The organism is Mesorhizobium sp. LSHC420B00 (assembly GCF_000503055.1).
Taxonomy (GTDB): Bacteria; Pseudomonadota; Alphaproteobacteria; order Rhizobiales; family Rhizobiaceae; genus Mesorhizobium.
The window spans coordinates 102,207-125,668 of sequence record NZ_AYVY01000012.1; the positions used below are offsets into that span (position 1 = coordinate 102,207).

27 protein-coding genes and 1 pseudogene are annotated in these 23,462 nt (G+C 62.7%); 10 read left to right on the forward strand and 18 right to left on the reverse strand.

All coding sequences use genetic code 11. The features are described from left to right. Nucleotides 1-12 precede the first annotated feature (12 nt). From X760_RS57905 to X760_RS57915, 3 genes are all read right to left on the reverse strand, one after another. Complete coding sequence (locus X760_RS57905; RefSeq protein WP_023719845.1) at nt 13-276, reverse strand: hypothetical protein; 264 nt, start codon at nt 274-276, stop codon at nt 13-15. Between the two features lie 174 nt (nt 277-450). Continuing rightward, entirely contained in the window at nt 451-1,266 is an 816-nt protein-coding gene (locus tag X760_RS57910) for a phosphatidylcholine/phosphatidylserine synthase (protein ID WP_023719846.1), read from the reverse strand. A gap of 3 nt (nt 1,267-1,269) precedes the next feature. Next, nucleotides 1,270-1,968 (reverse strand): phosphatidylserine decarboxylase, encoded by a 699-nt coding sequence (locus tag X760_RS57915; RefSeq protein ID WP_023719847.1) that lies wholly within the window; start codon nt 1,966-1,968, stop codon nt 1,270-1,272. A 265-nt stretch (nt 1,969-2,233) separates the two neighbouring features. Between X760_RS57915 and X760_RS57920 the strand changes: the two genes are divergently transcribed. Then, nucleotides 2,234-3,100, forward strand: a complete 867-nt coding sequence (locus tag X760_RS57920; RefSeq protein ID WP_023719848.1) for an SMP-30/gluconolactonase/LRE family protein — start codon at nt 2,234-2,236, stop codon at nt 3,098-3,100. Between the two features lie 5 nt (nt 3,101-3,105). On the opposite strand, the gene X760_RS57925 is transcribed toward X760_RS57920, so the two are convergent. The 4 genes from X760_RS57925 to X760_RS57940 form a co-directional block, all read right to left on the reverse strand. Further along, the gene (locus X760_RS57925) at nt 3,106-3,453 is read right to left on the reverse strand and encodes a hypothetical protein (RefSeq protein ID WP_023719849.1); all 348 of its coding nucleotides are present in this window, start codon (nt 3,451-3,453) and stop codon (nt 3,106-3,108) included. Between the two features lie 88 nt (nt 3,454-3,541). Next, nucleotides 3,542-5,428, reverse strand: coding sequence for an ABC transporter ATP-binding protein/permease (locus X760_RS57930; RefSeq protein ID WP_023719850.1), 1,887 nt, complete (start codon nt 5,426-5,428; stop codon nt 3,542-3,544). A gap of 21 nt (nt 5,429-5,449) precedes the next feature. Then, nucleotides 5,450-5,809 carry a metalloregulator ArsR/SmtB family transcription factor gene (locus tag X760_RS57935; protein ID WP_023719851.1) on the reverse strand — a complete coding sequence of 120 codons (360 nt, stop codon included), beginning with the start codon at nt 5,807-5,809 and terminating at the stop codon, nt 5,450-5,452. 60 nt (nt 5,810-5,869) lie between these two features. Continuing rightward, nucleotides 5,870-7,369 (reverse strand): LysM peptidoglycan-binding domain-containing protein, encoded by a 1,500-nt coding sequence (locus X760_RS57940; RefSeq protein WP_023719852.1) that lies wholly within the window; start codon nt 7,367-7,369, stop codon nt 5,870-5,872. Between the two features lie 114 nt (nt 7,370-7,483). On the opposite strand from X760_RS57940, the gene X760_RS57945 reads away from it, so the two are divergent. Then, the gene (locus X760_RS57945; protein ID WP_023719853.1) at nt 7,484-8,095 is read left to right on the forward strand and encodes a TIGR00730 family Rossman fold protein; all 612 of its coding nucleotides are present in this window, start codon (nt 7,484-7,486) and stop codon (nt 8,093-8,095) included. 77 nt (nt 8,096-8,172) lie between these two features. Here X760_RS57945 and X760_RS57950 read toward each other — a convergent pair whose 3' ends face one another. Further along, entirely contained in the window at nt 8,173-9,090 is a 918-nt protein-coding gene (locus tag X760_RS57950; RefSeq protein WP_023719854.1) for a LysR family transcriptional regulator, read from the reverse strand. A 118-nt stretch (nt 9,091-9,208) separates the two neighbouring features. Between X760_RS57950 and X760_RS57955 the strand changes: the two genes are divergently transcribed. Continuing rightward, nucleotides 9,209-9,499 (forward strand): muconolactone Delta-isomerase family protein, encoded by a 291-nt coding sequence (locus X760_RS57955; protein WP_023719855.1) that lies wholly within the window; start codon nt 9,209-9,211, stop codon nt 9,497-9,499. Nucleotides 9,500-9,553: 54 nt separating this feature from the next. Here X760_RS57955 and rarD read toward each other — a convergent pair whose 3' ends face one another. The 8 genes and pseudogenes from rarD to cysS form a co-directional block, all read right to left on the reverse strand. Then, the gene (rarD, locus tag X760_RS57960; protein ID WP_023719856.1) at nt 9,554-10,486 is read right to left on the reverse strand and encodes an EamA family transporter RarD; all 933 of its coding nucleotides are present in this window, start codon (nt 10,484-10,486) and stop codon (nt 9,554-9,556) included. A gap of 127 nt (nt 10,487-10,613) precedes the next feature. Beyond that, nucleotides 10,614-11,153 carry a hypothetical protein gene (locus X760_RS73755; RefSeq protein WP_051409686.1) on the reverse strand — a complete coding sequence of 180 codons (540 nt, stop codon included), beginning with the start codon at nt 11,151-11,153 and terminating at the stop codon, nt 10,614-10,616. 4 nt (nt 11,154-11,157) lie between these two features. After that, the gene (cimA, locus tag X760_RS57970) at nt 11,158-12,780 is read right to left on the reverse strand and encodes a citramalate synthase (RefSeq protein WP_198030508.1); all 1,623 of its coding nucleotides are present in this window, start codon (nt 12,778-12,780) and stop codon (nt 11,158-11,160) included. Beyond that, a complete protein-coding gene (pip, locus tag X760_RS57975) occupies nt 12,777-13,733 on the reverse strand; it encodes a prolyl aminopeptidase (protein ID WP_023719859.1) in 957 nt (318 codons plus the stop codon). The genes cimA and pip overlap by 4 nt, the downstream gene beginning before the upstream one ends. Beyond that, nucleotides 13,730-14,206, reverse strand: a complete 477-nt coding sequence (locus X760_RS57980) for a GFA family protein (RefSeq protein ID WP_023719860.1) — start codon at nt 14,204-14,206, stop codon at nt 13,730-13,732. Before X760_RS57980 ends, pip begins: the two co-directional genes overlap by 4 nt. Continuing rightward, nucleotides 14,203-14,694: a GFA family protein gene (locus tag X760_RS57985; RefSeq protein WP_023719861.1), complete on the reverse strand. Its 492-nt coding sequence runs from the start codon at nt 14,692-14,694 to the stop codon at nt 14,203-14,205. Before X760_RS57985 ends, X760_RS57980 begins: the two co-directional genes overlap by 4 nt. A gap of 6 nt (nt 14,695-14,700) precedes the next feature. Continuing rightward, nucleotides 14,701-15,071: pseudogene (locus tag X760_RS57990) on the reverse strand (VOC family protein). Next, the gene (gene cysS, locus X760_RS57995) at nt 15,068-16,537 is read right to left on the reverse strand and encodes a cysteine--tRNA ligase (protein WP_023719862.1); all 1,470 of its coding nucleotides are present in this window, start codon (nt 16,535-16,537) and stop codon (nt 15,068-15,070) included. Before cysS ends, X760_RS57990 begins: the two are co-directional and overlap by 4 nt. A 419-nt stretch (nt 16,538-16,956) precedes the next feature. Here cysS and X760_RS74880 point away from each other — a divergent pair, with 419 nt between their 5' ends. Beyond that, nucleotides 16,957-17,106: a hypothetical protein gene (locus tag X760_RS74880; RefSeq protein ID WP_023677745.1), complete on the forward strand. Its 150-nt coding sequence runs from the start codon at nt 16,957-16,959 to the stop codon at nt 17,104-17,106. A gap of 57 nt (nt 17,107-17,163) precedes the next feature. Here X760_RS74880 and X760_RS58000 read toward each other — a convergent pair whose 3' ends face one another. After that, on the reverse strand, nt 17,164-17,925 hold the full coding sequence (locus tag X760_RS58000; protein WP_023719863.1) for an SOS response-associated peptidase: 762 nt from the start codon (nt 17,923-17,925) through the stop codon (nt 17,164-17,166). Nucleotides 17,926-18,048: 123 nt separating this feature from the next. Between X760_RS58000 and X760_RS58005 the strand changes: the two genes are divergently transcribed. The 4 genes from X760_RS58005 (at nt 18,049) to X760_RS58020 (ending at nt 20,432) form a co-directional block, all read left to right on the forward strand. Then, the gene (locus tag X760_RS58005) at nt 18,049-18,474 is read left to right on the forward strand and encodes an NUDIX hydrolase (protein ID WP_036244964.1); all 426 of its coding nucleotides are present in this window, start codon (nt 18,049-18,051) and stop codon (nt 18,472-18,474) included. A gap of 48 nt (nt 18,475-18,522) precedes the next feature. Beyond that, on the forward strand, nt 18,523-18,900 hold the full coding sequence (locus X760_RS58010) for a TIGR02301 family protein (protein WP_023719865.1): 378 nt from the start codon (nt 18,523-18,525) through the stop codon (nt 18,898-18,900). Nucleotides 18,901-19,274: 374 nt separating this feature from the next. After that, nucleotides 19,275-19,532, forward strand: a complete 258-nt coding sequence (locus X760_RS58015; RefSeq protein WP_023719866.1) for a hypothetical protein — start codon at nt 19,275-19,277, stop codon at nt 19,530-19,532. Nucleotides 19,533-19,628: 96 nt separating this feature from the next. Continuing rightward, nucleotides 19,629-20,432, forward strand: coding sequence for a hypothetical protein (locus X760_RS58020; RefSeq protein ID WP_023719867.1), 804 nt, complete (start codon nt 19,629-19,631; stop codon nt 20,430-20,432). 34 nt (nt 20,433-20,466) lie between these two features. On the opposite strand, the gene X760_RS58025 is transcribed toward X760_RS58020, so the two are convergent. Continuing rightward, nucleotides 20,467-21,798: a dihydroorotase gene (locus X760_RS58025; RefSeq protein WP_023719868.1), complete on the reverse strand. Its 1,332-nt coding sequence runs from the start codon at nt 21,796-21,798 to the stop codon at nt 20,467-20,469. An 83-nt stretch (nt 21,799-21,881) separates the two neighbouring features. Here X760_RS58025 and X760_RS58030 point away from each other — a divergent pair, with 83 nt between their 5' ends. Both X760_RS58030 and X760_RS58035 read left to right on the forward strand, forming a co-directional pair. Beyond that, nucleotides 21,882-22,742, forward strand: a complete 861-nt coding sequence (locus tag X760_RS58030) for a folate-binding protein YgfZ (RefSeq protein ID WP_023719869.1) — start codon at nt 21,882-21,884, stop codon at nt 22,740-22,742. Next, the gene (locus tag X760_RS58035; RefSeq protein ID WP_023719870.1) at nt 22,742-23,374 is read left to right on the forward strand and encodes an HD family hydrolase; all 633 of its coding nucleotides are present in this window, start codon (nt 22,742-22,744) and stop codon (nt 23,372-23,374) included. Before X760_RS58030 ends, X760_RS58035 begins: the two co-directional genes overlap by 1 nt. Nucleotides 23,375-23,462 lie beyond the last annotated feature (88 nt).

A 23,462-nucleotide genomic window follows, 5' to 3' on the forward strand; every position in this document is an offset into this window, starting at 1 on the left:
CTTTCCAAAACTCTAGAGGACCACTACCGATAACAGCAGAATGACGCCGACGGCCATCATCAGCAGGCCCGGCCAATTCTGTGACAAGCCGAGAAAACGGAGCCCGCGCCGCCGCGGCTCCAGAGTCGGACCTGGTGTTGCGAGATTGGGCCTCGGGCTATCCGGCGCGGTGGAGACAGCGGCCGGCTCACTGAGCCGCCCGCGCATGATGGCTGCAACCGCCATATATACGAGGCCGGCGACAGTCAGTAATGCGCCAATGAGGATGACAGCCATTTCTCGTATTCCGATGATTCTGGGCCCGATGCGGCAGCTTGCGCGACGTTGACGATCACGAGCAGTCGCTCAAACGGACCTACCGACACAAACGGTCAGGCGCCCAGCAAGTTCCGAAAACGTGGTTTTGAAGGGCGTTCCACAGCGCCGCGTGCGAAATTGGCACCAAATCTGTCAGCCGATGTCCGAGGACGGTACCTTCTCGCCTTCGCGCTTGGCGCGTCTGGAATAGGCGCGCACGCTGAATGGCAAAAACAGCAAATAGCCGGCAACCGAAGCCGTCAGCGTATACCAGGGATAGGTCATCAAAAGCAGGACGTAGAGGACGACTGCGAGGATGATCGGCAGCACTCTGTCGCCCGGTATCCTGACGCTCTTGCCGGAATAGACGGGCAGTCGGCTGACCAGCAGGAACGCCACCAATATTGTAAAGCCGGTGGCAATGAAGGCCGCCAGGCGGCTGGGTTCAAGGCCAAGCCTGAGGAAGAACAGATAGAGCGGCAGCATCACCAGCACCGCACCCGCCGGCGCCGGCACGCCAACGAAATATTCGGTTTGCCACTGCGGACGGTCGAGCTCTTCGTCGAGCACGTTGAAGCGGGCAAGCCTCATCCCACAGGCGATGGTAAACAGCAGCGCCGCGATCCAACCCGGCGAACCTGCCCTGTCGAGCAGAAAGGCATAAAGCACTAGCGCCGGTGCCACGCCGAAATTGACGATATCGGCCAGCGAATCCATCTGGGCGCCGAATTTGGAGGTCGCCTTCAGCATTCGCGCCAGGCGGCCGTCGATACCATCGAGGAAGGCGGCGAGCAGTACCATCACCACCGCCGGCTCGAAGCGGCCTTCGAAGCCGAAGCGGATGCCGGACAGGCCGGCGCAGATGGCAAGCACGGTGACCAGATTGGGCAGCACCATGCGCATCGGGATTTCACGGATGCGCGGGCCGCCGCCGCCATGCGCCTCGAATTTCTTGAACGGCGGGGCCACCGGTCAGGATATCCGCACGAGCGGCGTTGCGGCAACGCCGCCGAATTCCGCCAGCACCGTCTCACCGCCTACCGCCGTCTGGCCGACGGCAACGCGCGGCGTCGCCGTCGAGGGCAGGAATACGTCCACGCGCGAGCCAAAGCGGATCAGCCCGAAGCGCTCGCCGGTGCCGATGGCGCCGCCGGTCTCGGCCCAGCAGACGATCCGCCGCGCCACCAGGCCGGCGATCTGCACCGCAGCCACCGTGCCGTTGGGGCTCTCTATGACCAGCCCGTTGCGTTCGTTCTCGGTGCTTGCCTTGTCGAGTTCGGCGTTGAGGAATTTTCCTGGCCGATGCTCGATCCTGGAGATGCGGCCACGCACCGGGGCGCGGTTCACGTGGCAGGAAAAGACATTCATGAATACCGAGATGCGGGTCATTTCGCCGCCGCCGAGGCCAAGCTCGCGCGGCGGCACGGCCGGGCCGACGGCCGAGACGATGCCGTCCGCCGGGCTGACAACCAGCCGGTCGTCGATCGGCGTGACACGCTCGGGATCGCGGAAGAAATAAGCGCACCACGCGGTCAGAATGAGACCGATCCAGAACAGGGTCGAGGAGAAATAGCCAAGAAAAAGCGTCGCCGCGCCGAACGCAGCGATAAAGGGATAACCCTCGCGATGGATCGGAACGAACGCATTTTTGATCGTGTCAACGAGGCTCATGGGATGAGGGCAACCTTGGTTCCAAGTCCGGCCTCAATAGCGGAAACACCCCTTCGCCGCAACGCGACAATCAGGCGGTCGGGTGTTGGCGGTCGTGCCGCCTCAGGGGCGTCCTTGGCAGCATCCGGACTGCCGAAGTGGTCAACCGGAAATATGTTGATTGCGATTGTCGGCACGAAGCCCCCACGCCCGTCCTTGGCAAGACAGCGCCTCTCATCGGCCTTTCGGCCGTGACGATTTGCGCAAACCCGGAGGTTCTCGGCCCATGCAGAAATCAGCAGCCAGGCAAGCGCAAGTGGTGATGAACGGTCTGGCCTTTGGCGAGTCGCCTCGCTGGCACGATGGCCGGCTGTGGTTCTGCAACTGGGGCACAGGCCAGATCATCGCCGTTGACGCCCTAGGCAACAGCGAGATCGCGCTCATCGTGCCGGCCACCCTGCCCTACTCCATCGACTGGCTGCCGGACGGGCGGCTGCTTGTCGTGTCCGGCCGCGAAGGGCTGATCCTCAGGCAGGAGGCTGACGGGACATTGGTCACCCATGCCGATCTGAGACATCTGTCGAAGAGCCCATGGAACGAGATCGTCGTCGACGGGCGCGGCAACATCTACGTCAATGGTGGTGGGCCGGCTCCGGCTTCCGGCCAGCATTTCGGCCCCGGCACCGTCGTGCTGGTTGCACCTGACGGCTCGGCTCGGCAGGTGGCTGAGAATCTCGCCTTCGCCAATGGCATGGCAGTGACGCCCGACAACAAGACGCTTGTCGTTGCCGAATCCCACGCCAACCGGCTGACCGCCTTCGACATCGCTGCCGATGGCCACCTTTCCAATCGGAGAGTCTGGGCCAATCTTGGCAACGGTTTTCCCGACGGCATCTGCCTCGATGCCGAAGGTGCCGCCTGGTACGCCGACGTTCCGAACAGGCATTGCGTGCGGGTGCGCGAGGGCGGCACAATGCTCGAAAGCGTCGACGTCGATCGCGGCTGTTTTGCCTGCATGCTCGGCGGCAGCGAGGGAAAAACGCTGTTCATCGTGGCCGCCGAATGGCGCGGCTTCGAACATATGATCAGCGATGCCCGTACCGGCCAGGTGCTCAGCATCGAGGCTACCGCGCCGGGAGCAGGCTGGCCATAGAGAGCTTACACCGCGGGAATCCGCTGGTAATTGGCGATATCGGCCCTGACGCCAAGTCGCGCAATGGTCTCCTGAGGATTGAAGCCGATGCGCTCATGCGCGGCCTTGATGATCGGCACGACCTTATCGACAGCGGCCTGCCCTTCCCATTCGACAATGGTCACGAGGTTGAACTCCCCCGGCCCCGAGAATTGCTCGAGCAGGAAATCCTGGACGAACCCTTGCTGCTGGCGCAGCAATTCATGCGTCATCCGGACCTTGGCAAGAATCTCCTCGCGAGCGTTGGCCGGAACGACAAACTTGTCCACCCGGAATACGCTGCCGCCACTAACTGCCTGATTTATCCCATTCATATCGATTGTCTCCGTTTTTGAACGACGCATCTTGCTACGATCCAAAACGGCCTACGATCTCAACTTAAGTTGAGGTCAAGCACGAATTTCAGCTCACCTCCGAGGTGCGGCGGCGGACGACGACGCCGAACTCGTCGCTTTCGCGGGCAATGCGCAGCCGCTCCTCGGCCTCGCTTGCCTCGCGCTGCCGGTCCCACATCGATGCATATAGGCCGCGCTTGGCCATCAAGGCGGCATGGGTGCCGCGCTCGGCGATCTGGCCGTCCTGCAGGACGATGATCTCGTCGGCCGAAATCACTGTAGACAGTCGATGGGCGATGACGAGGGTGGTGCGGCCCTGGCTGACCAGGTCCAGTGCCGCCTGGATCTCCTGCTCGGTGTGGCTGTCCAGCGCCGAGGTCGCCTCGTCGAGCATCAGGATCGGCGGTGCCTTCAAGATGGTGCGGGCAATCGCCACCCGCTGCTTCTCGCCGCCGGACAGTTTCAGCCCGCGCTCGCCCACCATTGAGCGATAGCCGTCGGGCAGCCGCTCGATGAACGGTCCGATCTGGGCCAGTTCTGCCGCCTTGCGCACATCCTCCTCGCTGGCGCCGATGCGGCCGTAGCGGATGTTGTAGGCGATGGTGTCGTTAAACAGCACCGTGTCCTGCGGCACCATGCCGATGGCGGCGCGCAAGCTCTCCTGCTTGACGTCGCGAATGTCCTGGCCGTCGATCAGAATCGTGCCACGCTGAATGTCGTAGAAACGAAACAAAAGCCGCGAAATGGTCGACTTTCCGGCTCCGGAGGGGCCGACGATGGCCACCGTCTTGCCGGCCGGCACCTCGAAGCTGATGCCCTTCAGTATCTTGCGGTTGGGGTCGTAGGAAAAATGCACGTCACGAAACTCGACCTTACCGGCATCGACGACCAGTGGCTTGGCGCCCGCCCGATCGACGATCTCGCGCTTGACGTCGAGCAGATCGAACATGTTTTCGATGTCGGTCAGGCCCTGGCGAATTTCGCGGTAGATCATGCCGATGAAATTCAGCGGCACCGAAAGCTGCATGAGCATGGCGTTGACGAAGACGAAATCGCCGACGCTCTGCGTGCCTGCCTTCACCTCGAGCGCCGACAGCACCATGACGACGGTCATGCCGATGCCGAAGATCACGCCTTGGCCGAAGTTCAGCCAGCCAAGCGAGGTCCAGGTCCTGGTCGCCGCCACCTCATAGCGCGCCGTGGAACGGTCGAAGCGCTCGGCCTCCATGGCTTCGTTGTTGAAATATTTGACTGTTTCGTAGTTAAGCAGCGAATCGATCGCCTTCGTGCTGGCTTCATTATCGCTGTCGTTCATCTCTCGGCGGATCGAAATACGCCAATCGCTCGCCCTGACGGTGAACCACACATAGAGCCAGACCGTGACCGCGATCACCAGCACGTAAAGCCAGCCATAGGTGACGGCGAAGATGCCGGCGGTGAGCGCGAATTCGACGATCGTCGGCGCCGTCGCCAGCATGGTGAAGCGGACGATCGTCTCGATGCCCTTGGTGCCGCGCTCGATGACACGCGACAGGCCGCCGGTGCGCCGTTCGAGGTGGAAGCGCAGTGACAATTCATGCATGTGTACGAAGGTGCGGAAGGCGAGCCGGCGCACGGCATGCTGGCCGACCCGTGCAAACAGGGCGTCGCGCAACTGGTTGAAGCCGAGTTGCACCAGCCGCACGGCATTGTAGGCGACGACCAGCATGACCGGCGCCAGCAGGAAGGCCGGCAGCGGCGGCGGAGATTTGGCGTCGCCGGCCAGTGCGTCGGTCGCCCATTTGAAGAAATAGGGTCCGGCCACCAGGGTCAGCTTGGCGGCAACCAGCAGCACGGTTGCCCACACCACCCGCGCCCTCAGGTCGGCGCGGTCGGCCGGCCACATATAGGGCCAGAGATTGCGCAACGTTCTGAAGGTCGAGCCGGAATCGGCGGAAACGGTTTTCTCGGCCATTCTTGTTTACCTTTTTATATCTTAGCGGCCGGAGCAGCAGGAATCGACCAGCGCGGCCAGCGACGCGGAAACATCGGCGAGCGCAGCACGGTCGAGCTCATAGCGCGAGCGCTGGCGGTCAGGCTCGAAGCGGATAAGCCCGGCTTCGACCAGAATCTTCAAATGCTGGGAAACGGTGGACTGCGCCAGGTCGAGATGCTCGACGACCTCGCGACAGCAGCAGGAACGGCTTGCGGAAAGGTGTTTGAGAATTTCGATCCGCGCCGGATGCGAAAGGGCCGCGAGCCGGACAGCGACGGAGCGGCTATCCGGCGTACAGTTGGCCGGCGTGTGTTCATCTGCCGCGCGGCGTCGGTCCGTTACGAGGGAGGATTCGGTCATCGTCCATCGGCGATAAACGATGACTGGCCCTGCCGCAAGCTATCCTGATGGGCAGAACGGCTACTCAGTCTTGACTGGCGCCGTCGTCATCTGGTCGCCCATTGCCTTGAGATCGGCGGGCTCGCCTTCTTTCGATTTCTCCGGCACCTTGAACACCTGCCCCGGCCAGATGCGGTTCGGATTGCTGATCTGGTCCTGGTTGGCGAGATAGATGGTCGAGTAACGCATGCCCTGGCCATAGACTCGCCGCGAAATCCGCCACAGCGTGTCGTGGCGGCGGATGATGACTGCGCCATTGGCATGTTCGAGCTTGGGGCCCACGGTCTCGGGAGCTTCGCCCGGAGGCGTCGCGACGGCCATTTCGGCCGGGGCCTCGGTGGCAGGAATGGGGGCAGTTGCGGGCGTTTCGGCGGCTGTCGCCGGTGCGGCTTCGGTGGCCGGAGCGTTCGGCTCGGCTGGTTTTACCTCGGCAGGCTTTGGCTCGGCGGGTGCGACGGCGGCAACCGCCTCGCCCGGCTCGCGTTCGAACGGCACGGCGGCACGAGCCACCACCGTCACCCCGTCGGCGTCGAGCGCGTCGACATGGATGGTGTAGGTGCCGACCGGGACGTCGCGTGTCGCTTCGACCAGGAAGTGGCGGTCGGGCGAGGTCTTCGCGTCGCCGAGCAGGATATCATTGGCATAGGCGCGCACCTTGCGGCCGGGATCGGCGACCCCGGCAACGAAAATCTTGTTGCCGTCGATTTCGACGGCTTCGACGACGACCTTGGGCTCCGCCGTGGAAGTAGCAGGCGCTGCCGGTGTGGCGGGCGCTGCCGGAGCCGGTGCGGCTTCAACAGCGGCCGGCGCGGCAGAAGCAGGCGCTGCTGGAACATCAGCCGCCGGGGCGGCCGGCGCTGCGGCAGCCGGCAATTCGGTGCCGGTGGCGGGTGGCTGAACGGCCGCCTGTTCGCCGGTTGGCGGCGAGGCGTCAGATTTTGCCTCAGGGGCAGGAACAGTGAGCAGTTCGGACGGCTTTCCCGGCTCCTCGACCATTGCCAGCACTTGACCGGTGGAATTCTGGGGAATCGAAACGACGGCGGTCTGCGCCGAGGCGGTCACGACATTGTCGGCCGTAGAGCGAAGCGTGATCGTATAGTCGCCGGGCTTCAGCGGATCGTCGAGAATAATGGCAAAGGCGCCGTCGGGACCGGCGACCGTCGAGCCGAGCACAGTCGAACCGTTGAGAATCTCGACCTTGGCGTTGGGCGCTGCATTGCCGGCGACGACGATCGAGCCGTTGCTTTCGACGCGCACGATGTCGAAGGTCGGCACGATCGCACCTGCAGCGGCCGGCGCGGCGGGCGTCGCCGCATCGGTGGACGCGGCGGGCGCAGACGGCAGCCGCCCCTCGGTTGCCGGAGCGACCGGTTTCGAAACCGGCGGCGTCAGCGCCGCGACTTCCGCAGGCGGGGTAGAATTGAGATACGGGTCGAGTGCGCCCGATACATAGGCGGTTCCCGCCGCAGCGACGGAGCCGCCAGCCGCGAACAAAAACGCCTTCAACGGATTAATTGCCATGTTTCCCTGCCCCTTAGCCACCTAATTTCGGTCTAGCCTGTTTTGCCAAAGCCGACAAGAAAAAGCCCGCTCCGGGGCTTGACCATGCCAATAGTCCCTATCACCAATCATAACATGAACACGATTCGATCTGTCTGCGTCTATTGCGGCTCGTCCCCGGGCCGAGATGAAACCTATATCAAGGCCGGACACCTGCTTGGCCGCTCGATCGCCAAGTCCGGCCTGCGTCTGATTTATGGCGGCGGCACTAAAGGTATCATGGGTGCCGTCGCTGAAGGGGCATTAAAGGCCGGCGGCAAGGTAACGGGCATAATTCCACGTTTTCTGATCAACCGGGAGGCGACCGAAACCGCGCTTGACCGGCTCGACGAGCTCGTCATCACCGACAACATGCACGAGCGCAAACACAGGATGTTCGAGAAATCCGACGCCTTTGTGGCGTTGCCCGGCGGCATCGGCACCGTCGAGGAGATCGTCGAGATCATGACTTGGGCGCAGCTCGGACATCATCGTAAGCCGATCGTCTTCGGCAACGTCGGAGGGTTCTGGGATCCGATGCTGGCGCTGCTCGACCACATGGCAACGGAAGGCTTCATCCACACCGCGCAGCGGGTCAAGCCGCTGGTGGTCGAGGACCCGGAAGCGATCGTAGCCGCCATCATGGTGGCGGGATCCTCCGTCGATGCACCGACGGAGGGCGTGCAGTCGGTGATTGATAAAATGTAGAGGGAGTAGGGAGTAGGGAGTAGGGAGTAGGGATAGACACGCGCGCCGGTTCGGAAGGTGTTGTACTTTACTATTCACTATTCACTATTCACTATTAACTCCTTCATTAACTCCTTCCCTACTGCCTTCCTTAAGTCCGCGACGACCGCCCGCTTGTCCTGACGTCGCCAGGCGAGATGGATCGAGACGGTGCGTTCGAACCACGGCAGATCGCGAAACACGATCTGAGGCGGCGCGGCACTCCGCAGGCTGGCCTGCACCGTCGCCAGCCCAAGCCCGGCGCTGACCAAGCCCAACGACGTCAACGGATCGGTCGTCTCATAGGCTATGTCGGGCAGGAAACCGGCCTTCGCACAGGCGGCGAGAAATTGGCTGCGGTTGGTGTCGTCAGGCTGGCGCACCACCGTGATCCAGGTGCGTCCGTCCAGTTGCTGCGGCAGTATCTCCGCGATTTCGGCCAATGGATCGCTTTCCGGCATCGCCAGAACCAGAGGCTCGCGCATGATGAGCAAGGCGGCGATGTCGGGATCGTCGGCAGAAGGAGGCGTGTAGACGAGGCCCAGATCGAGCGATCGTTCGCGCAGCGCTTCGATCTGCGCGGCGGAACGCTGGCCCTTCAGTTGAAGATGAAATTCGGGCCGGTCGCGGCGAAACTGGCGCAGCATCCGAGCGACAAGCCCGGCATGGACCGCACCTTCGACATAGCCGATAGCGAGACGGCCGACCGTACCGCTGGCGAGATTGCGGCCGAGCTCCTCCAGCCGTCTTGCATGGGCCAGCAGCGCACGCGCCTCGGTAAGAAAGGCGCGGCCTTCGGGATTGAGATGAACACGCTGCCTCGCCCTCTCGAATAATGTGATGCCCAGTTGCTGCTCCAGCTGCATGATCTGGCGGCTGAGCGGCGACTGCGAGATGTGGAGCAATTCGGCGGCACGCCCGACATTGCCGGTTTCGGCCACCGTGATGAAATAGCGGAGCTGGCGCAGGTCGAACATTGTTGCTCCGATGCTCAAGTCCCGTGAGGTCTCAACTTTAGCCTAATCAGTCTTGGACTGTCTGGCCAGCCGAAGCGAATATTTTCGCCATTCCAACGGCCAACATCAGGAGATTCCGATGCAGTTCTTTGCCCTTCTTGTGCGCAACACCGAAAAGTTCACCGACGCCGATTTCGCGCCTCTGCTGCCCGGCGAGGCCGAGCAGCGCCGCACGCTCTATGCCGAAGGCGCCGTGCGTCAGGTGTGGAATCGAGGCGACATTCCCGGCAGCGGCATGATGTTCGAGGCCGGCAGCGATGCCGACGTGCGCAGCCATCTCGCAACCTTGCCGCTGGTCAAGGCCGGCATGATGGACATTGCCGCCGTCGTGCCGCTGCAGCCCTATCCAGGCTTCGGGCCGAAGCGCTGAGCGACCGTGAAAGAGGCGGCTGCCGGCATTAGGCCCGCCAGCCGCCTTTCTTCGTTACGCGGATCGAGCGGATGCGGCGACGGTCTTGCGCGCCGAAGAAAACATCGACCAGGAGTACATCGCCAGCGCCGCCCAGATCAGGCCGAAGGCGATGGCCTGAACGCTGCCGAAGGGTTCGCCGAAAATCAGCACCGCGATCAAAAAGACGATTGTCGGCGCGATATATTGCATGATGCCGATGGTGGAGAGGCGCAGCTGCCTGGCGCCGAACGCAAACAACAGCAGCGGCACGGCGGTGACCGGTCCGCAGCCGACCAGCAAGGCGGTGTCGTTCAAGGAGCTGGAGACGAAATGATCCTGTCCTGTGGCGATCAGGAAGACGATGTAGCCGAGCGCCGGCACCGACAGTAGCAGCACTTCGAGCAGGAAGCCCTGGCTTGGACCAATTGGCAGCGTCTTGCGGAAGAAGCCATAGGCGGCAAAGGAAAAGGCCAGCACCAGCGACACCCAGGGCAGCTTGCCAGCGTCGATGGTTAGCACCGCGACGGCGATTGCCGCGAGCACCACCGCCGCGATCTGCAGGCGGTCGAGCCGTTCGCCGAGCAGCAGCGCGCCGACAACGACGCTGACCAGCGGGTTGATGTAATAGCCAAGCGCGGTCTCGATCGTGCGGTCGACCGCGATCGCCCAGACATAGATGCCCCAGTTGACCGAGATCAGCGCCGCCGTCAGCAGCGCCATCGAAATGATGCGCGGCGAACGAACGGCCGCTTTGAAATCGGCAGTGCGGCCCGCCCAGACCAGGACGGCGGCCGCGATCGGCACCGACCAGACGATGCGGTGGGCGATGACTTCGGCCAGCGGCAGATGCGCGACAGCCTTCATGTAGAAGGGCAGCAGCCCCCAAAGCAGGTAGGCGACGAGCGCCAGCAAGAAGCCGCGACGAGCTTTGGTATCGGCCTCGATTTGAAGTACTTGGGTAGCCATGGCCCAAGGCTATGCGCCAGCGGCCCCGGCAAGACCATCGCAAAGTTCTGATGGATCAATGGAGTCTCGCTGATGGTTCAAGAACCCGGAGTTTTCACCAGTTCATTGAAATGCGCGAAGCCCGCAGTCATTTGGTCTCGCCGGGCGCAGGCACCAATTCCATGAATTCCGCTCCAACGGTGTCGTGACGAAAGCCCGTCACGCATTCTGCCACCTCGATCGGAATATCGGCGATAAAGTCTATGGCGGCAGCACCTGCGTCCTCGCGATCCTGATCTGCGAAGCGCTCGCGGCGGATCTCCTCGAAACAGGATGGAAGGTTTCCTGTCGCTTCCAGGTTGCGCGCACCGTCTGCGCTGGTGTGTCGTATGCTCCAGACTTCGTGCCCGTCGCGCCACTGTTCGGCCCATTGCAGCATGACCGTATCGATATTGTGAACGACGACAATGTCCCTGCCCGTCGAAAGGTTAGCCAGGCGCTTCTCGTCCACCAGGTCCATGTTCACGTCGTTAAAAATGACGACAGACCAATTTTGACCAACCGTCACGCCATTGTAGTCAAAATCAAAAACCTCGTCCGATTGTCCGCTCTGAGCCAGACCGAAAGCCAGCGCTGCCTTCGCGAGTGGCAGACCATTGAATGCGACCCAGCTTATCGTGAAGCCCATTTCCTCACTCCGCCGCGATCAGCCCGGCCATGTCGCGGTTCTTCATCAGCTTGTAGACGATCGAATCCATCAGCGCCTGGAACGAAGCATCGATGATGTTTTCGGAGACGCCGACCGTCCACCAGCGCGCACCGGTGCCGTCATGCGATTCGATCAGCACGCGGGTAATCGCCTCGGTGCCACCATTGAGGATACGCACCTTGAAGTCGGCCAGCTCGAGATCGGCGATCTCGCTCTGGAATTTGCCGAGATCCTTGCGCAGCGCAATGTCGAGCGCGTTGACCGGGCCATGGCCTTCGGCGACCGACATCTTCTCCTCGCCCTCGACCAGCACTTTCACAATCGCCTCCGAGACCGTCTTCAGCTGGCCGTTGGCGTCGAAGCGGCGCTCGACCATGCAGCGGAATGAAGTGACGCGGAAGAATTCCGGCACGCCATGCAGCATCTTGCGCGCCAGAAGCTCGAAGCTGGCGTCGGCGCCTTCGTAAGCGTAGCCCTCCGCCTCACGCTCCTTGACCACGGCGATCAGCGCGTCGAGGCGATGGTCGTCCCGGGGCATGTCGATGCCGCGCCGTTTCAGCTCGGCCATGAAATTCGCCTTGCCGCCTTGGTCCGAAACCATGACGCGGCGGCGGTTGCCGACAGTCTCTGGCGGTACATGCTCGTAGGTCGCCGGCTCCTTGGCCAGCGCCGAGGCATGGATGCCGGCCTTGGTAGCGAATGCGGAGGCGCCGACATAGGGGGCCTGCGCTTCCGGCGCACGGTTCAGCAACTCGTCGAAGGCGCGGGACAAGCGCGATATACCGGTCAACGCCTCCGCTGAAATGCCCGTTGCAAAGCGGCCGGCAAAGGCAGGCTTCAACGACAATGTCGGCACGATCGAGATCAGATTGGCGTTGCCGCAGCGCTCGCCTATGCCATTCAGCGTGCCCTGGATATGGCGCACGCCGGCCTCCACGGCGGCAAGCGAATTCGCCACCGCCTGGCCGGTGTCGTCATGGGCGTGGATGCCGAGATGGTCGCCCGGTATGCCGGCCGCGATCACCTTTTCGACGATGGCGCGCACCTCGGAGGGCTGCGTGCCGCCATTGGTGTCGCATAGAACCACCCAGCGCGCGCCGGCATCGTAGGCCGTCCTGGCGCAGGCCAGCGCATAATCGGGGTTGGCCTTGAAGCCATCGAAGAAATGCTCGCAGTCGACCATCGCCTCCTTGCCGGCACTGAGCGCCGCCTCGACCGAGGCCTTGATCGCCTCGAGGTTCTCCTCATTGGTGCAGCCGAGCGCGACGCGGACATGGTAGTCCCAGCTCTTGGCGACGAAGCAGATGGCATCCGACTTCGACTGGACCAGCGCGGTGAGGCCGGGGTCGTTCGAGGCCGACACTCCTGCCCGCTTGGTCATGCCGAAGGCGACGAACTTGGCATCGGCCGTGCGACGCTCGGCGAAAAAGGCGGTGTCGGTTGGATTGGCGCCAGGATAACCGCCCTCGACGTAGTCGATGCCGAACTCGTCGAGCAGCTTGGCGATGGCGATCTTGTCCTCGACGGAAAAGTCGATACCCGGCGTCTGCTGACCATCGCGCAGCGTCGTGTCGAACAGATAAAGGCGCTCGCGAGCCATCGTCATTTCCCGGCAAACACGTCCGTTGCGCGGATCAGCCTGTCGAGGATGCCCGGCTCCGAATAGGCGTGGCCGGCACCTTCGATCAGATGGAAATCCGCTTTCGGCCACGCCTTGTGCAGCGCCCAGGCATAGCGCGCCGGGCACGGCATGTCGTAGCGGCCGTGAACGATGCTACCCGGTATATCCTTAAGCTTCCATGCATCACGCAGCAGCTGTCCCTCTTCCAGCCAGCCGGCATGGACGAAATAGTGGTTCTCGATGCGGGCGAAGGCCAGGGCATAATCATCCTGGCCGAAGGGACCGCTGGTTTCCGGTTCCGGCAGCAAAGTGATCGTCTCGCCCTCCCACAGGCTCCAGGCGCGAGCGGCCTCGACCTGCGCCACAGGATCGCTACCGACCAGCCGTTTGCGGTAGGCGGCCATCATGTCGCCGCGCTCAGCCTCCGGAATGGGCGCCAAAAACCGCTCCCATTTGTCGGGGAACATCTCCGAGACGCCGAACTGGTAGTACCATTCGAGTTCGGCGCGGGTCAGCGTGTAGATGCCGCGCACGACCAGTTCGCTGACCCGCTCGGGGTGTGTCTCGGCATAGGCCAGCGCCAGCGTCGAACCCCACGAGCCGCCGAACACCAGCCATTTGTCGAAGCCGCACATGTCGCGCAGCCGCTCTATGTCGGCGACCAGATGCCAGGTGGTGTTGGCTTCGAGCGAGGCATTGGGCGTCGATTTTCCACAGCCACGCTGGTCGAACAGGATGACATCGTACAGCGTCGGATCGAACAGCCGCCGGTGCTTTGGCGAAATGGTGCCGCCCGGTCCGCCATGCAGGAATACCGCCGGCTTGGCACCGCGGGTGCCGGAGCGCTCCCAATAGACCTGATGGCCATCGCCAACGTCTAGCATGCCGGACTCGAAAGCCTCGATCTCGGGATAGAGGGTGCGGAATTCGCTGCTCATAGTTTCAGGCCCTGGTGCGGCCAGTTGGCCGTCTCGTGATCGGGATGCTGGAAGGAGATGATTGACTCCTGTCGCGCGTAGAAATCCGGATCGTCGTGGATTGGCGCGTCGAAGATCGTCTCCACCCAAGGCAGCCTGGCGGCGTAGTTGACCTGGATCTGCGGCGCCAGATCGGAACGGTCGTCGAAGGCGCCGATGGCGATCTCGAGCGCGCCGGGCTGGCGGTAGGTCAGCGGCGTGCCGCAGCGGGCGCAGAAGCCGCGATCGATGTTGACCGACGACTGAAAGTAACTCGGCTCCTCGCGCAGCCATTCGACGCCGTCGCTCGGCACTGTCACAAGCGCGCCGAAAAACGAGCCGAACTGTTTCTGGCACATGCGGCAATGACAGATCGAGGGGCGGCCGAGCGCGCCGTGGATGCGGAAGCGCACGGCGCCGCACTGGCAGCCGCCGGTACGAACGGTTTCGGTCATGATCTTTCCTCCGGCGGCCATTGTTCGGTGTCATGGTCGGGATGTTGGTAGGAGACGAGGTCGGCGAGATAGGAGGCAGACGAGACGTCGGCCATCGTTTCCTCACCGGGCAATTCGTGGACATGATCCACATAGGGGAGCTTGGCTTCGACACCCCATTGGATCGTCGGCGCGATCTCCTCGGGGTGGTCGAATGCGGCGATGGCGAGCGCCACGCCGTCGGTCGCTTCGAAGGTCAGCGGCGTGCCGCATTCGGCGCAGAAACCGCGCAACGCCGCATTGGACGAGCGGAAGCGTTTGGGCTCGCCGCGCGTCCAGTCGAGTCCTGCGCCGCGCACCGAGACCAGCGGCAGGTAAAAATTGCCGCTCGCCTTCTGGCACATGCGGCAATGGCAGACGGAGGCATCGCCGAGCGCGCCTTCGACGCGGAAGCGCACTGCGCCGCACTGGCAGCCGCCCGTATACACCGGTCTGTTGTCAAGGCTCATCGCATTTTACTCCGGAGCATGGCAGACCGCCTCGACATTGTTGCCGTCGGGATCGAAGACGAAGGCGCCATAATAGTTCGGATGATAGTGCGGGCGCAGGCCCGGCCCGCCATTGTCCTTGCCGCCGCGTGAAAGGCATCGACCTCGGCACGGCTGCGCGCCGTGAAAGCGACGTGTTGATGATCCTTCGGCTTGTCCTTGCCGGCATGCAGCCAAAACACTGGCCGGTCGCGGCCGTAGCCGCCGACCTTGGCGCCGCCGGTATATTCCTGCGGCACCATGTAGAGCAGCGAGGCACCAAGCGGCGCCATCGCCCTGTCGTAAAAAGCTTTCGACACGTCGAAATCCAAAACGGTGATGCCGAGATGATGGATCATCTTTTTACCTCCCAGGTGGTGATGCGTTCGCCGGTGACAGGGTCCTTGCCGTCCTTCAACTGGATGCCTTGCGCCAGCAACTCGTCGCGGATGCGGTCGGCCTCGGCCCAGTTCTTGGCGGCGATCAGCGCGAGGCGTTTGGCGATCGCTTTGGCAATGGCGTCTTCATCCACCTTGGCTGTTGCGACGTCGAAGCCGAGGAACAGCAGCGATGCCTTCAGCAAAGTGGCAGCATCGTTGTCTTCGGCGGCTGCGTTGCTGCTACCAGCGTCGAAATCAACAGCATCGCCAGCCAACTGGGTCAGCAACTGGAATGCGGGATAGGTGGCGAGGTCATCCGACAGCACTTCGATCACATCCGCCGGCACCGATTTTGCCGTTGGCGGCGCCAGATCGGCCGCTCGCTTCCATTTGCGCAGCGTATTCTCCGCCTCTTCCAGCTTGCGTACGGAAAAGTCGATCGGCTCGCGATAATGCGTCATCAGCATCGCCAGCCTGAGCACCTCGCCCGGCCATTTGCGGCCGCCAAAAGTCTCCGTCTCCAGCAGTTCGGTGATCGAATAGAAATTGCCCAGGCTCTTGGACATCTTCTGGCCCTCGACCTGCAGGAAACCGTTGTGCATCCACACCTTGGCCATCGTTTCGGTGCCGTGGGCGCAACGTGACTGGGCGATCTCGTTCTCGTGGTGTGGAAAGATCAGGTCGAGACCACCGCCATGGATGTCGAACACCTCGCCGAGATAGGCGGCCGACATCGCCGAGCACTCGATGTGCCAGCCCGGCCGACCCCTGCCCCACGGACTCTCCCAGCCCGGTTCCTCGGGCGAAGACAATTTCCACAGCACGAAATCCTGCGGGTTCTTCTTGTGCGCATCGACGGCGACGCGGGCGCCTGCCTGCTGCTCGTCGAGATTGCGCTTCGACAACTGTCCGTAGTCCGGCATGGAAGCGGTGTCGAACAGGACTTCTCCAGCCGCGACATAGGCATGGCCGCGTTCGATCAAGCGTTGAATCAAGAGGATCATGTCGACCTTGCCGTCGGGCCTAGGCTCGACGAACTCGGTGGCGCGCGGCTCGACCGTCGGTTCCAGGCAACCGAGCGCCGCCACGTCCTTGTGGAACTGATCGGCGGTCTTTTCGGTGACCCGCCTGATCGCTTCGTTCAGCGACAGCTTGCCCAAGGCAATCTCGCCGCCGAAATCGCGCAGCGCGCGAGCGTTGATCTTGTCGTCGACGTCGGTGATGTTGCGGACGTAAGTGACATGCGCTTGCCCGTAGAGATGGCGCAGCAAACGGAACAGCACGTCGAAGACGATCACCGGCCGCGCATTGCCGATATGGGCGAAGTCGTAGACCGTCGGGCCGCAGACATACATGCGCACGTTGCGCGGATCGATCGGGAAGAAATCCTCCTTGCTCCGCGTTAGCGTGTTGTAGAGGCGCAGGCTCTTCGATGCGTCAGACATACGTGCGTTCCGGTGCGTTACTTTGTTTGAGCATGATCTTTTGGGATCGTGCTCTGGATGGAGTCGGTCACGCCGAGGCGCAAAATCGAGCTCCAGCCTGCTGGCCGGGGCGTTTGTCCAATCTGGGAGGAGATGAGGCGAAAACGTCCAGGACCAGCGCGAGGCTAGTCGATAATGCAAATGCCGCAAATGGCGAAAGACGTTTTCATGGCCGGCTTTATCGCCTTGCCCGGTGTTGCCGTCAAGTCGCTACCTTCGCCAAAAATATCGTTGGCTCACAGGAAATGAGCCACTGAAACATTTTATTAAACAGATCGGCACTGTCATGAAACATTCGCCGGCTAGATCAGCAAGCGTCACGATTTGGTCGGATTCGGCCAGCAAACGCAGACACGAAAACGTTACCAGGGAAGAGAATAATGCCTAAGCAAGAATCCAACCGCGCCAAGCAACCGGCGCTCGCCAGCCATTACCGGGCGATCGGCCCGGCAGCAATCGTCGCAGCTCTTCTGCACACCGCGAAGAAGAAGAAGCCGGCACAGAAGATCGTGTCGCCACGCGCTGCCTGAGAATGCCGTCGGGTGAAGATTGAGGCGCTCACGGTGTCCTGGAAATAGTAGCTTTCGCTAAAATAATGTCATTTGACTGTCGTTCGCGCCGGACTTCTGGCGCTTGACCTTCTCGGGCTCAGGCTCGACGACGCCCTTCTCCTGAATCTCCGGCCCGGTATTGGCGACCTTGTTGACGAGGTCGGAAACCGGGATCGCTTCGAAGAAATCGGGCCGGGTGGGTCTCAGCAGATCGGCCACATCACGCGGCTCGAGCGTGCGGCAATCCAGCCAGCGCGCGAAATCCTCGGGATGGATCACCACCGGCATGCGGTCGTGGATATGGGCAATATCGGCATTGGCGTGGGCGGTCAGAATGGCGCTGGTGTCCATTTCCGAGCCACCCGGCTCGGCATACGTCTCAATCAGCCCGGCGAAGGCGACAAGCCCTCCATGCTTTGGCCGCACCCAATAGGGCTGCCCTCTTCTGCCAGCGGTTTGGTGCCATTCGTAGAATCCCGAAGCCGGTACCAGGGCGCGGCGATGGCGCATGGCAGCGCGAAACGACGGCTTTTCCGAAGCCCCCTCAGAACGCGCGTTGAACAGCAGCGGGAAGTTACGCGTATCCTTGACCCAGGCCGGGATCAGGCCCCAGCGCACCAGCATCGAGCGGCGGTCGGGCAGGTTCGAGCCCGGCGCCTGCGGCAATCCGGCGAGCGCCATCAGCACCGGCTGCGTCGGCGCGATATTGTAGCGGGGCGGAAACTCCTCCAACTCCGCCAGACCGAGAAGGGCGGCGGTCTGGTCCGGAGTGGCGGTCAAGGCAAAGCGTCCGCACATGAATTCAGCTCTCGAATGGGTGACATGTGAAAGTGACCATGGAACCTGCCTTTCGCAACCGCTAAAGCTGTTCGCCGACGGCCGGTCCACAACGGGCTATGCCAATCGAGCGATCGGGAACCCATGGAAGCACGTAAGATCATTCCGGCAGTCTCGGTCTGCGTCGTGCGCGAGAACACGGTGCTGCTGGTCAAGCGGGCCAGACCGCCCTCGCAGGGCCTTTATGCCTTTCCCGGTGGCAAGGTCGAAGCCGGCGAGACGCTGGAACAGGCAGCAAGGCGCGAATTGCTGGAAGAGACCGGATTGCAGGCGCGCAACTACCGGCCGCTGCGGGAAATCCACATCGACGGCAGCGGCAATGGGCATCCGGTCGACTACCGGCTGACGGTGTTTGGGGCCAACTATGCCGGCGGCGAGGCGGTGGCCAGTGACGACGCCGAAACCGCCGCCTTCTATACACTGGCCGAAATGACAGCGATGCAGCTTGCCGATGCAGTGTTTGATATCGCCGACGGCCTGCTGGCCACCAGCAAGGGCGGCGCGAACTGAGCTTGAGAATCGCCTTGCAGGCAACAAATTGTTTCAGCACAAGGGCTCATGAACCGCACATCACCGTTTCTCGCCGCCTGCCTCGCCGTCAGTGTGGTTGTCGGCTTGCGTCCTGCCATTGCCGCCGAGGCGCCGTTCGAGCCCGGGCTGTTGCGGCTGGCGGAAGTGCTCGGCTCGTTGCATTTCCTGCGCAATCTATGCGGCGAGAAGGGCGACCGGTGGCGGGCCGAGATGGAAAAACTGATCGCATCAGAAAATCCGAACCCTGAGCGGCGCGCCCGCTTCATCGCCAGCTTCAACCGCGGCTACCGATCCTTCGGCGGCAGTTATACGCAATGCACCGCCTCGGCGACGGAAGCCATCAGCCGCTACATGAAGGAAGGCGAGACGCTGTCTCGCGACATCGCCTCGCGCTACGGGAACTGACGGCGGCAGCTGCCGTTCCGGCAAAGCGGAATCAAGCGTCGGCGCTGTTGGCGGCGGACGCGTTCGACACTTCTCCGCTTGCCTCGGGTGAGGTCTTGGTGCAAACCTGATGTTGCACTTTTGCAACTATGTTAACGAAACGTTAGCGCGCAGATGTGAAATTAACTCAAACTGAAGGTTTCCGTCCCCTTGGCCGGCCTAATCGGGTAAGTTTGAAACGGATCGGACGCAGGTTTGCTTAATGCGACGGGTTTTGTAGAAAACGACCAAAAAAATGTCGCATTTACAAGTACTTACTTCGCCTGCGTGTAAAAGGGACAACTCAAGCTTGATCCCTATCCAACGGATCACCGCTTGAAAGGGTGGACATCGCAATGGAACATGGCGTCAACGACATCGACGCGCTGGTCAGGGAAGAAAAGCGCCTGACCGCCGTGGAAAGCCACAGCGAAGCCTGGGCGGAAGGATTGTCGGCGGGGATCGAGCCGGAAATCATCGCCGAGGCAGCCCTCGAAACGGCATTCGGCGAGATGCTGCGAACCAATGGCGAGACCTCGGCGCTTGCCCTGCTCGATCGCATGCGCGAAAAGGTGGTTGCCGGGGCCTTCGAGCCCGAAAGGCTGCGGCACTGACCCCGGTTCTTTGACGACGGCGCGTCGCCGGACATCATGTCCGGGCACATCATGTCCGGGCACATGAGTGGGCCTGGAACCAGGGAGTAGCAGGCGGTGAATTTTTCGATATCAGGCAAGCCGCGCGGCCTGGTCCTCAGCATTTGGCTTATCGCCTCCTGCGCCACGATTCCCCTTGCACTGTTTCTTGCGAGCAGTCCCGCTCACGCCCTCAGCGAGATCAAGCGCGAAGACCTGCCTTCGCCGGTCACGCCGCCGCCCGACGGCGACATGTCGCCGCCCGGAAGTACCGTGCCGATGCCCGGCCCGCTCGGCACGACGCCACCTGCAGCCAGCCAGCCGACTCCGTCCGACGAGCCAAGGCAAACCGAACCGAAAGGGCCAGCGGACGACGGCGGCATGGCCAATCCGCATGTCGATCCGGACGCGCCTGTGCCCGAAGTCGTTTACGACCTTGCCAAGTTGCCGGAACCGGTCAGGCGCATGCACGATCTGATCGTCGAGGCGTGCAAAAGCGGCGACATCGAAAGACTGCGGCCGCTGATCGGCACGGGCGACATGATGACCCAATTGTCGCTGGGCGACATGGAGGGCGACCCGATCGCCTTCCTGAAAGGGCTTTCGGGCGACACGGAAGGCCAGGAAATCCTCGCCATCCTGGAAGAGGTGCTCAATGCCGGCTATGTCCATGTCGATGCAGGCACGCCGCAGGATCTCTACGTCTGGCCGTATTTTTTCGCCCTGCCGTTGGACAAGCTCGATGCCAGGCAGCGGGTCGAGTTATTCAAGATCGTCACTGCCAGCGACTATGACAACATGAAGCAGTTCGGCGCCTACATCTTCTACCGCGTCGGCATCACGCCGACCGGGCAATGGACGTTCTTCGTCGCTGGGGATTGAGTGGTCAGGCCTGGCCCTTATTGAGGCAGGGAGCTTAGCCCGCCAACGCCTCGGAAAACTCCACCGCCCTGCCTTGGCCTGGCGTGGCAATCTCGCCTTCCCACATCACGCGCCGGCCCCGAACGATAGTGCCGACCGGCCAGCCGGTCACCTGCCTGCCGTCATAAGGCGTCCAACCGGCCTTGGAGCCTTGCTGGGCGTTGGCGATGATCTCGCGGCGCTTCAGGTCGACGATGGTCAGATCGGCATCGTAGCCGGCGGCAATACGGCCTTTCCTGGCGATGCCGAAAATGCGCTGTGGGCCATGGCTGGTCAGGTCGACAAAGCGCTGCAACGTCAGCCGGCCGGCGTTGACATGATCCAGCATGATCGGCACCAAAGTCTGCACGCCGGTCATGCCTGACGGCGACGCCGGATAAGGTTTTGCCTTCTCGGCCAGCGTGTGCGGCGCATGGTCGGAGCCGAGGACATCGACAACGCCTTGCGCAATGCCCTGCCAGACCCCCTCGCGATGGCGCGCGGCGCGCACCGGCGGGTTCATCTGGATCAGCGTGCCTAACTGCGCATAGTCATCTGCGCTCAGCGTCAGATGATGCGGCGTCGCCTCGCAAGTCGCGACATCCTTGTGCTGTTCGAGGAAGCCTATCTCTTCGGCGGTCGAGATGTGCAGCACATGGATCCGGGCACGGACCTGGCGCGCGATGCGCACCAGGCGCTCGGTGCAGCGCAATGCGGCGATCTCGTCGCGCCACACCGGATGTGAGGACGGATCGCCCTCGATGCGCTCGCCGAGCCGCTCGCGCAGCCGGAACTCGTCCTCGGAGTGAAAGGCGGCGCGGCGGCGTGTGTTCCTCAGGATCGAGGCAACGCCTTCGTCGTCCTCGACCAGCAGGTCGCCGGTGGACGAGCCCATGAACACTTTTATGCCGGCCGCACCCGGCAGCCGCTCGAGATCGCCAGCGTCTTTTGCATTGTCGCGGGTCCCGCCGACCCAGAAGGCAAAGTCGCAATGCATGCGGCCGGTGGCACGCCGCACCTTGTCGGCAAGGGTCGTCTCGCTGGTAGTCAGCGGATTGGTGTTCGGCATCTCGAAGACGGCGGTGACGCCGCCAAGCACCGCTGCCCGCGAGCCCGTCTCCAAATCTTCCTTGTGCTCCAGTCCCGGCTCGCGGAAATGCACCTGGCTATCGACGACGCCCGGCAGGATATGCAGTCCGCGGCAGTCGATTGTCTCGCCGGCCGACGCCTGGCGGAGATCGCCGATGGCAGCGACGCGCCCACCATTGATGCCGACGTCGCGAAAACCCTCGCCGTCGTGGTTGACCACGGTGCCACCTGTCAGGATGAGATCGTAGATGGGGGCCATGCGGATCAGGTCTCTTGCGGGGGAAGTGCCAGCGGCTTACGTAATGGCCGACAGTTTTGCAAGATCAGGCTCGTTTTCCCACCATGCCCTTTGCCTCGCTCAGAGATCGCGCACTCGTTTCCGTGTCCGGGCCGGATGCCGCGCACTTTTTGCAGAACATCCTGACTACCGACCTCGACGTGCTCGGGAGCAGCGAAGCAAAGCCCGGCGCCCTGCTGACGCCGCAAGGCAAGATCCTTTTCGACTTCCTGATCTCGCGCGCCGGCGAAAATGCTTTCCGCCTCGAATGCCGTGCCGAGACCGCCGACGATTTCATGCGCCGGCTGACGCTCTACAAGTTGCGCGCCAAAGTCCAAATTTCCAAGCTTGATCAGCCTGTTGTGACCGTCCTATGGGAAAGCGCTTCAACTGCCTCGCAATTTGAATCAGCACCGTTTGCCGATGGGCGGTTCGTCGATGCTATCGTCAAACGCTTCTATGATGGCACCGCAGAAGGAGGCGACCTTGCCGCATGGCAAGCCTTTCGCATCGCCCATGGCATTGCCGAAAGCGGCACCGACTATCAGCTCGGCGATGCGTTTCCGCATGACGTGCTGCTCGACGAGATCGGCGGCGTCGGCTTCAAGAAGGGCTGCTATGTCGGCCAGGAGGTTGTCTCGCGCATGCAGCATCGCGGCACTGCCAGACGCCGGGTGTTGATCGTCTCGGCCGAACGCTCCCTGCCCGCCTCGGGCGCAGAGTTGACCGTGGAGGGGCGGCCGGTCGGCACGCTTGGCTCGACCGCCGGCACGACAGGCCTCGCCATTGCCCGCATCGACCGGGTCAAGGCAGCGTTCGACGCCGGCCTGCCGATCCTGGCTGACGATGTCGCCGTGTCGCTCACCATCCCGCCCTGGGCGAAATTCAGCTTTCCGCAGGAAGCCGTCGGCGCGGAGGAGGCCTGATGGCGGCCGATCGCGCCGGGGCGCCGCCGCGCGCCTGGCAGCGCATGCTGTCCGGGCGACGGCTCGATCTCCTCGACCCCTCGCCGCTCGACATCGAGATCTCGGATATCGCTCACGGCCTTGCCCGCGTCGCGCGCTGGAACGGCCAGACCAGAGGCGAGCACGCCTTTTCGGTCGCCCAGCATTCGCTGCTCGTCGAAACGCTTGTCGGCGAGCTGATGCCGGATGCCGACGCCGATGCGCGGTTGGCGGCGCTGCTGCACGACGCGCCGGAATATGTCATCGGCGACATGATCTCGCCGTTCAAGTCCGTGATGGGCGGCAGCTACAGGGACTGCGAGATCAGGCTGCAGCGCGCCATCCATCTGCGCTTTTCGCTGCCAGCGGAACTCGACGCGGGACTGCGCAAGGAGATCAAGCGAGCGGATCAGATCGCCGCTTATTTCGAAGCGACGCTGCTTGCGGGTTTTTCAACGGCAGAGGCGACGGAGTTCTTCGGCCGGCCGCGCGGCTTCAATGCCGAGCGCTTCGATGTCACGCCGCGCTCGGTGACCTGGGCGCAGAATGCCTTTCTCAAACGGTTTGCGGCGATCGAGAAGTCGCGACGCCAGACTGCCGTTCCAGCCGGCTGAAAACGGTAAATTAACCGGCAAGGACAAGAGTGCCGTGGTTAACCACGGTCCATAGGCGCGCTACATGCCCGTTGCCGGTATCAAGGCA

What these genes read in the sequence shown, in the direction of transcription:
- X760_RS57905 (WP_023719845.1), bottom strand. Translation starts at nt 276, where the DNA reads ATGGCTGTCATCCTCATTGGCGCATTACTGACTGTCGCCGGCCTCGTA.
- X760_RS57915 (WP_023719847.1), bottom strand. Translation starts at nt 1,968, where the DNA reads ATGAGCCTCGTTGACACGATCAAAAATGCGTTCGTTCCGATCCATCGC.
- X760_RS57920 (WP_023719848.1), top strand. Translation starts at nt 2,234, where the DNA reads ATGCAGAAATCAGCAGCCAGGCAAGCGCAAGTGGTGATGAACGGTCTG.
- X760_RS57925 (WP_023719849.1), bottom strand. Translation starts at nt 3,453, where the DNA reads ATGAATGGGATAAATCAGGCAGTTAGTGGCGGCAGCGTATTCCGGGTG.
- X760_RS57930 (WP_023719850.1), bottom strand. Translation starts at nt 5,428, where the DNA reads ATGGCCGAGAAAACCGTTTCCGCCGATTCCGGCTCGACCTTCAGAACG.
- X760_RS57935 (WP_023719851.1), bottom strand. Translation starts at nt 5,809, where the DNA reads ATGACCGAATCCTCCCTCGTAACGGACCGACGCCGCGCGGCAGATGAA.
- X760_RS57940 (WP_023719852.1), bottom strand. Translation starts at nt 7,369, where the DNA reads ATGGCAATTAATCCGTTGAAGGCGTTTTTGTTCGCGGCTGGCGGCTCC.
- X760_RS57945 (WP_023719853.1), top strand. Translation starts at nt 7,484, where the DNA reads ATGAACACGATTCGATCTGTCTGCGTCTATTGCGGCTCGTCCCCGGGC.
- X760_RS57950 (WP_023719854.1), bottom strand. Translation starts at nt 9,090, where the DNA reads ATGTTCGACCTGCGCCAGCTCCGCTATTTCATCACGGTGGCCGAAACC.
- X760_RS57955 (WP_023719855.1), top strand. Translation starts at nt 9,209, where the DNA reads ATGCAGTTCTTTGCCCTTCTTGTGCGCAACACCGAAAAGTTCACCGAC.
- rarD (WP_023719856.1), bottom strand. Translation starts at nt 10,486, where the DNA reads ATGGCTACCCAAGTACTTCAAATCGAGGCCGATACCAAAGCTCGTCGC.
- X760_RS73755 (WP_051409686.1), bottom strand. Translation starts at nt 11,153, where the DNA reads ATGGGCTTCACGATAAGCTGGGTCGCATTCAATGGTCTGCCACTCGCG.
- cimA (WP_198030508.1), bottom strand. Translation starts at nt 12,780, where the DNA reads ATGACGATGGCTCGCGAGCGCCTTTATCTGTTCGACACGACGCTGCGC.
- pip (WP_023719859.1), bottom strand. Translation starts at nt 13,733, where the DNA reads ATGAGCAGCGAATTCCGCACCCTCTATCCCGAGATCGAGGCTTTCGAG.
- X760_RS57980 (WP_023719860.1), bottom strand. Translation starts at nt 14,206, where the DNA reads ATGACCGAAACCGTTCGTACCGGCGGCTGCCAGTGCGGCGCCGTGCGC.
- X760_RS57985 (WP_023719861.1), bottom strand. Translation starts at nt 14,694, where the DNA reads ATGAGCCTTGACAACAGACCGGTGTATACGGGCGGCTGCCAGTGCGGC.
- cysS (WP_023719862.1), bottom strand. Translation starts at nt 16,537, where the DNA reads ATGTCTGACGCATCGAAGAGCCTGCGCCTCTACAACACGCTAACGCGG.
- X760_RS74880 (WP_023677745.1), top strand. Translation starts at nt 16,957, where the DNA reads ATGCCTAAGCAAGAATCCAACCGCGCCAAGCAACCGGCGCTCGCCAGC.
- X760_RS58000 (WP_023719863.1), bottom strand. Translation starts at nt 17,925, where the DNA reads ATGTGCGGACGCTTTGCCTTGACCGCCACTCCGGACCAGACCGCCGCC.
- X760_RS58005 (WP_036244964.1), top strand. Translation starts at nt 18,049, where the DNA reads ATGGAAGCACGTAAGATCATTCCGGCAGTCTCGGTCTGCGTCGTGCGC.
- X760_RS58010 (WP_023719865.1), top strand. Translation starts at nt 18,523, where the DNA reads ATGAACCGCACATCACCGTTTCTCGCCGCCTGCCTCGCCGTCAGTGTG.
- X760_RS58015 (WP_023719866.1), top strand. Translation starts at nt 19,275, where the DNA reads ATGGAACATGGCGTCAACGACATCGACGCGCTGGTCAGGGAAGAAAAG.
- X760_RS58025 (WP_023719868.1), bottom strand. Translation starts at nt 21,798, where the DNA reads ATGGCCCCCATCTACGATCTCATCCTGACAGGTGGCACCGTGGTCAAC.
- X760_RS58030 (WP_023719869.1), top strand. Translation starts at nt 21,882, where the DNA reads ATGCCCTTTGCCTCGCTCAGAGATCGCGCACTCGTTTCCGTGTCCGGG.
- X760_RS58035 (WP_023719870.1), top strand. Translation starts at nt 22,742, where the DNA reads ATGGCGGCCGATCGCGCCGGGGCGCCGCCGCGCGCCTGGCAGCGCATG.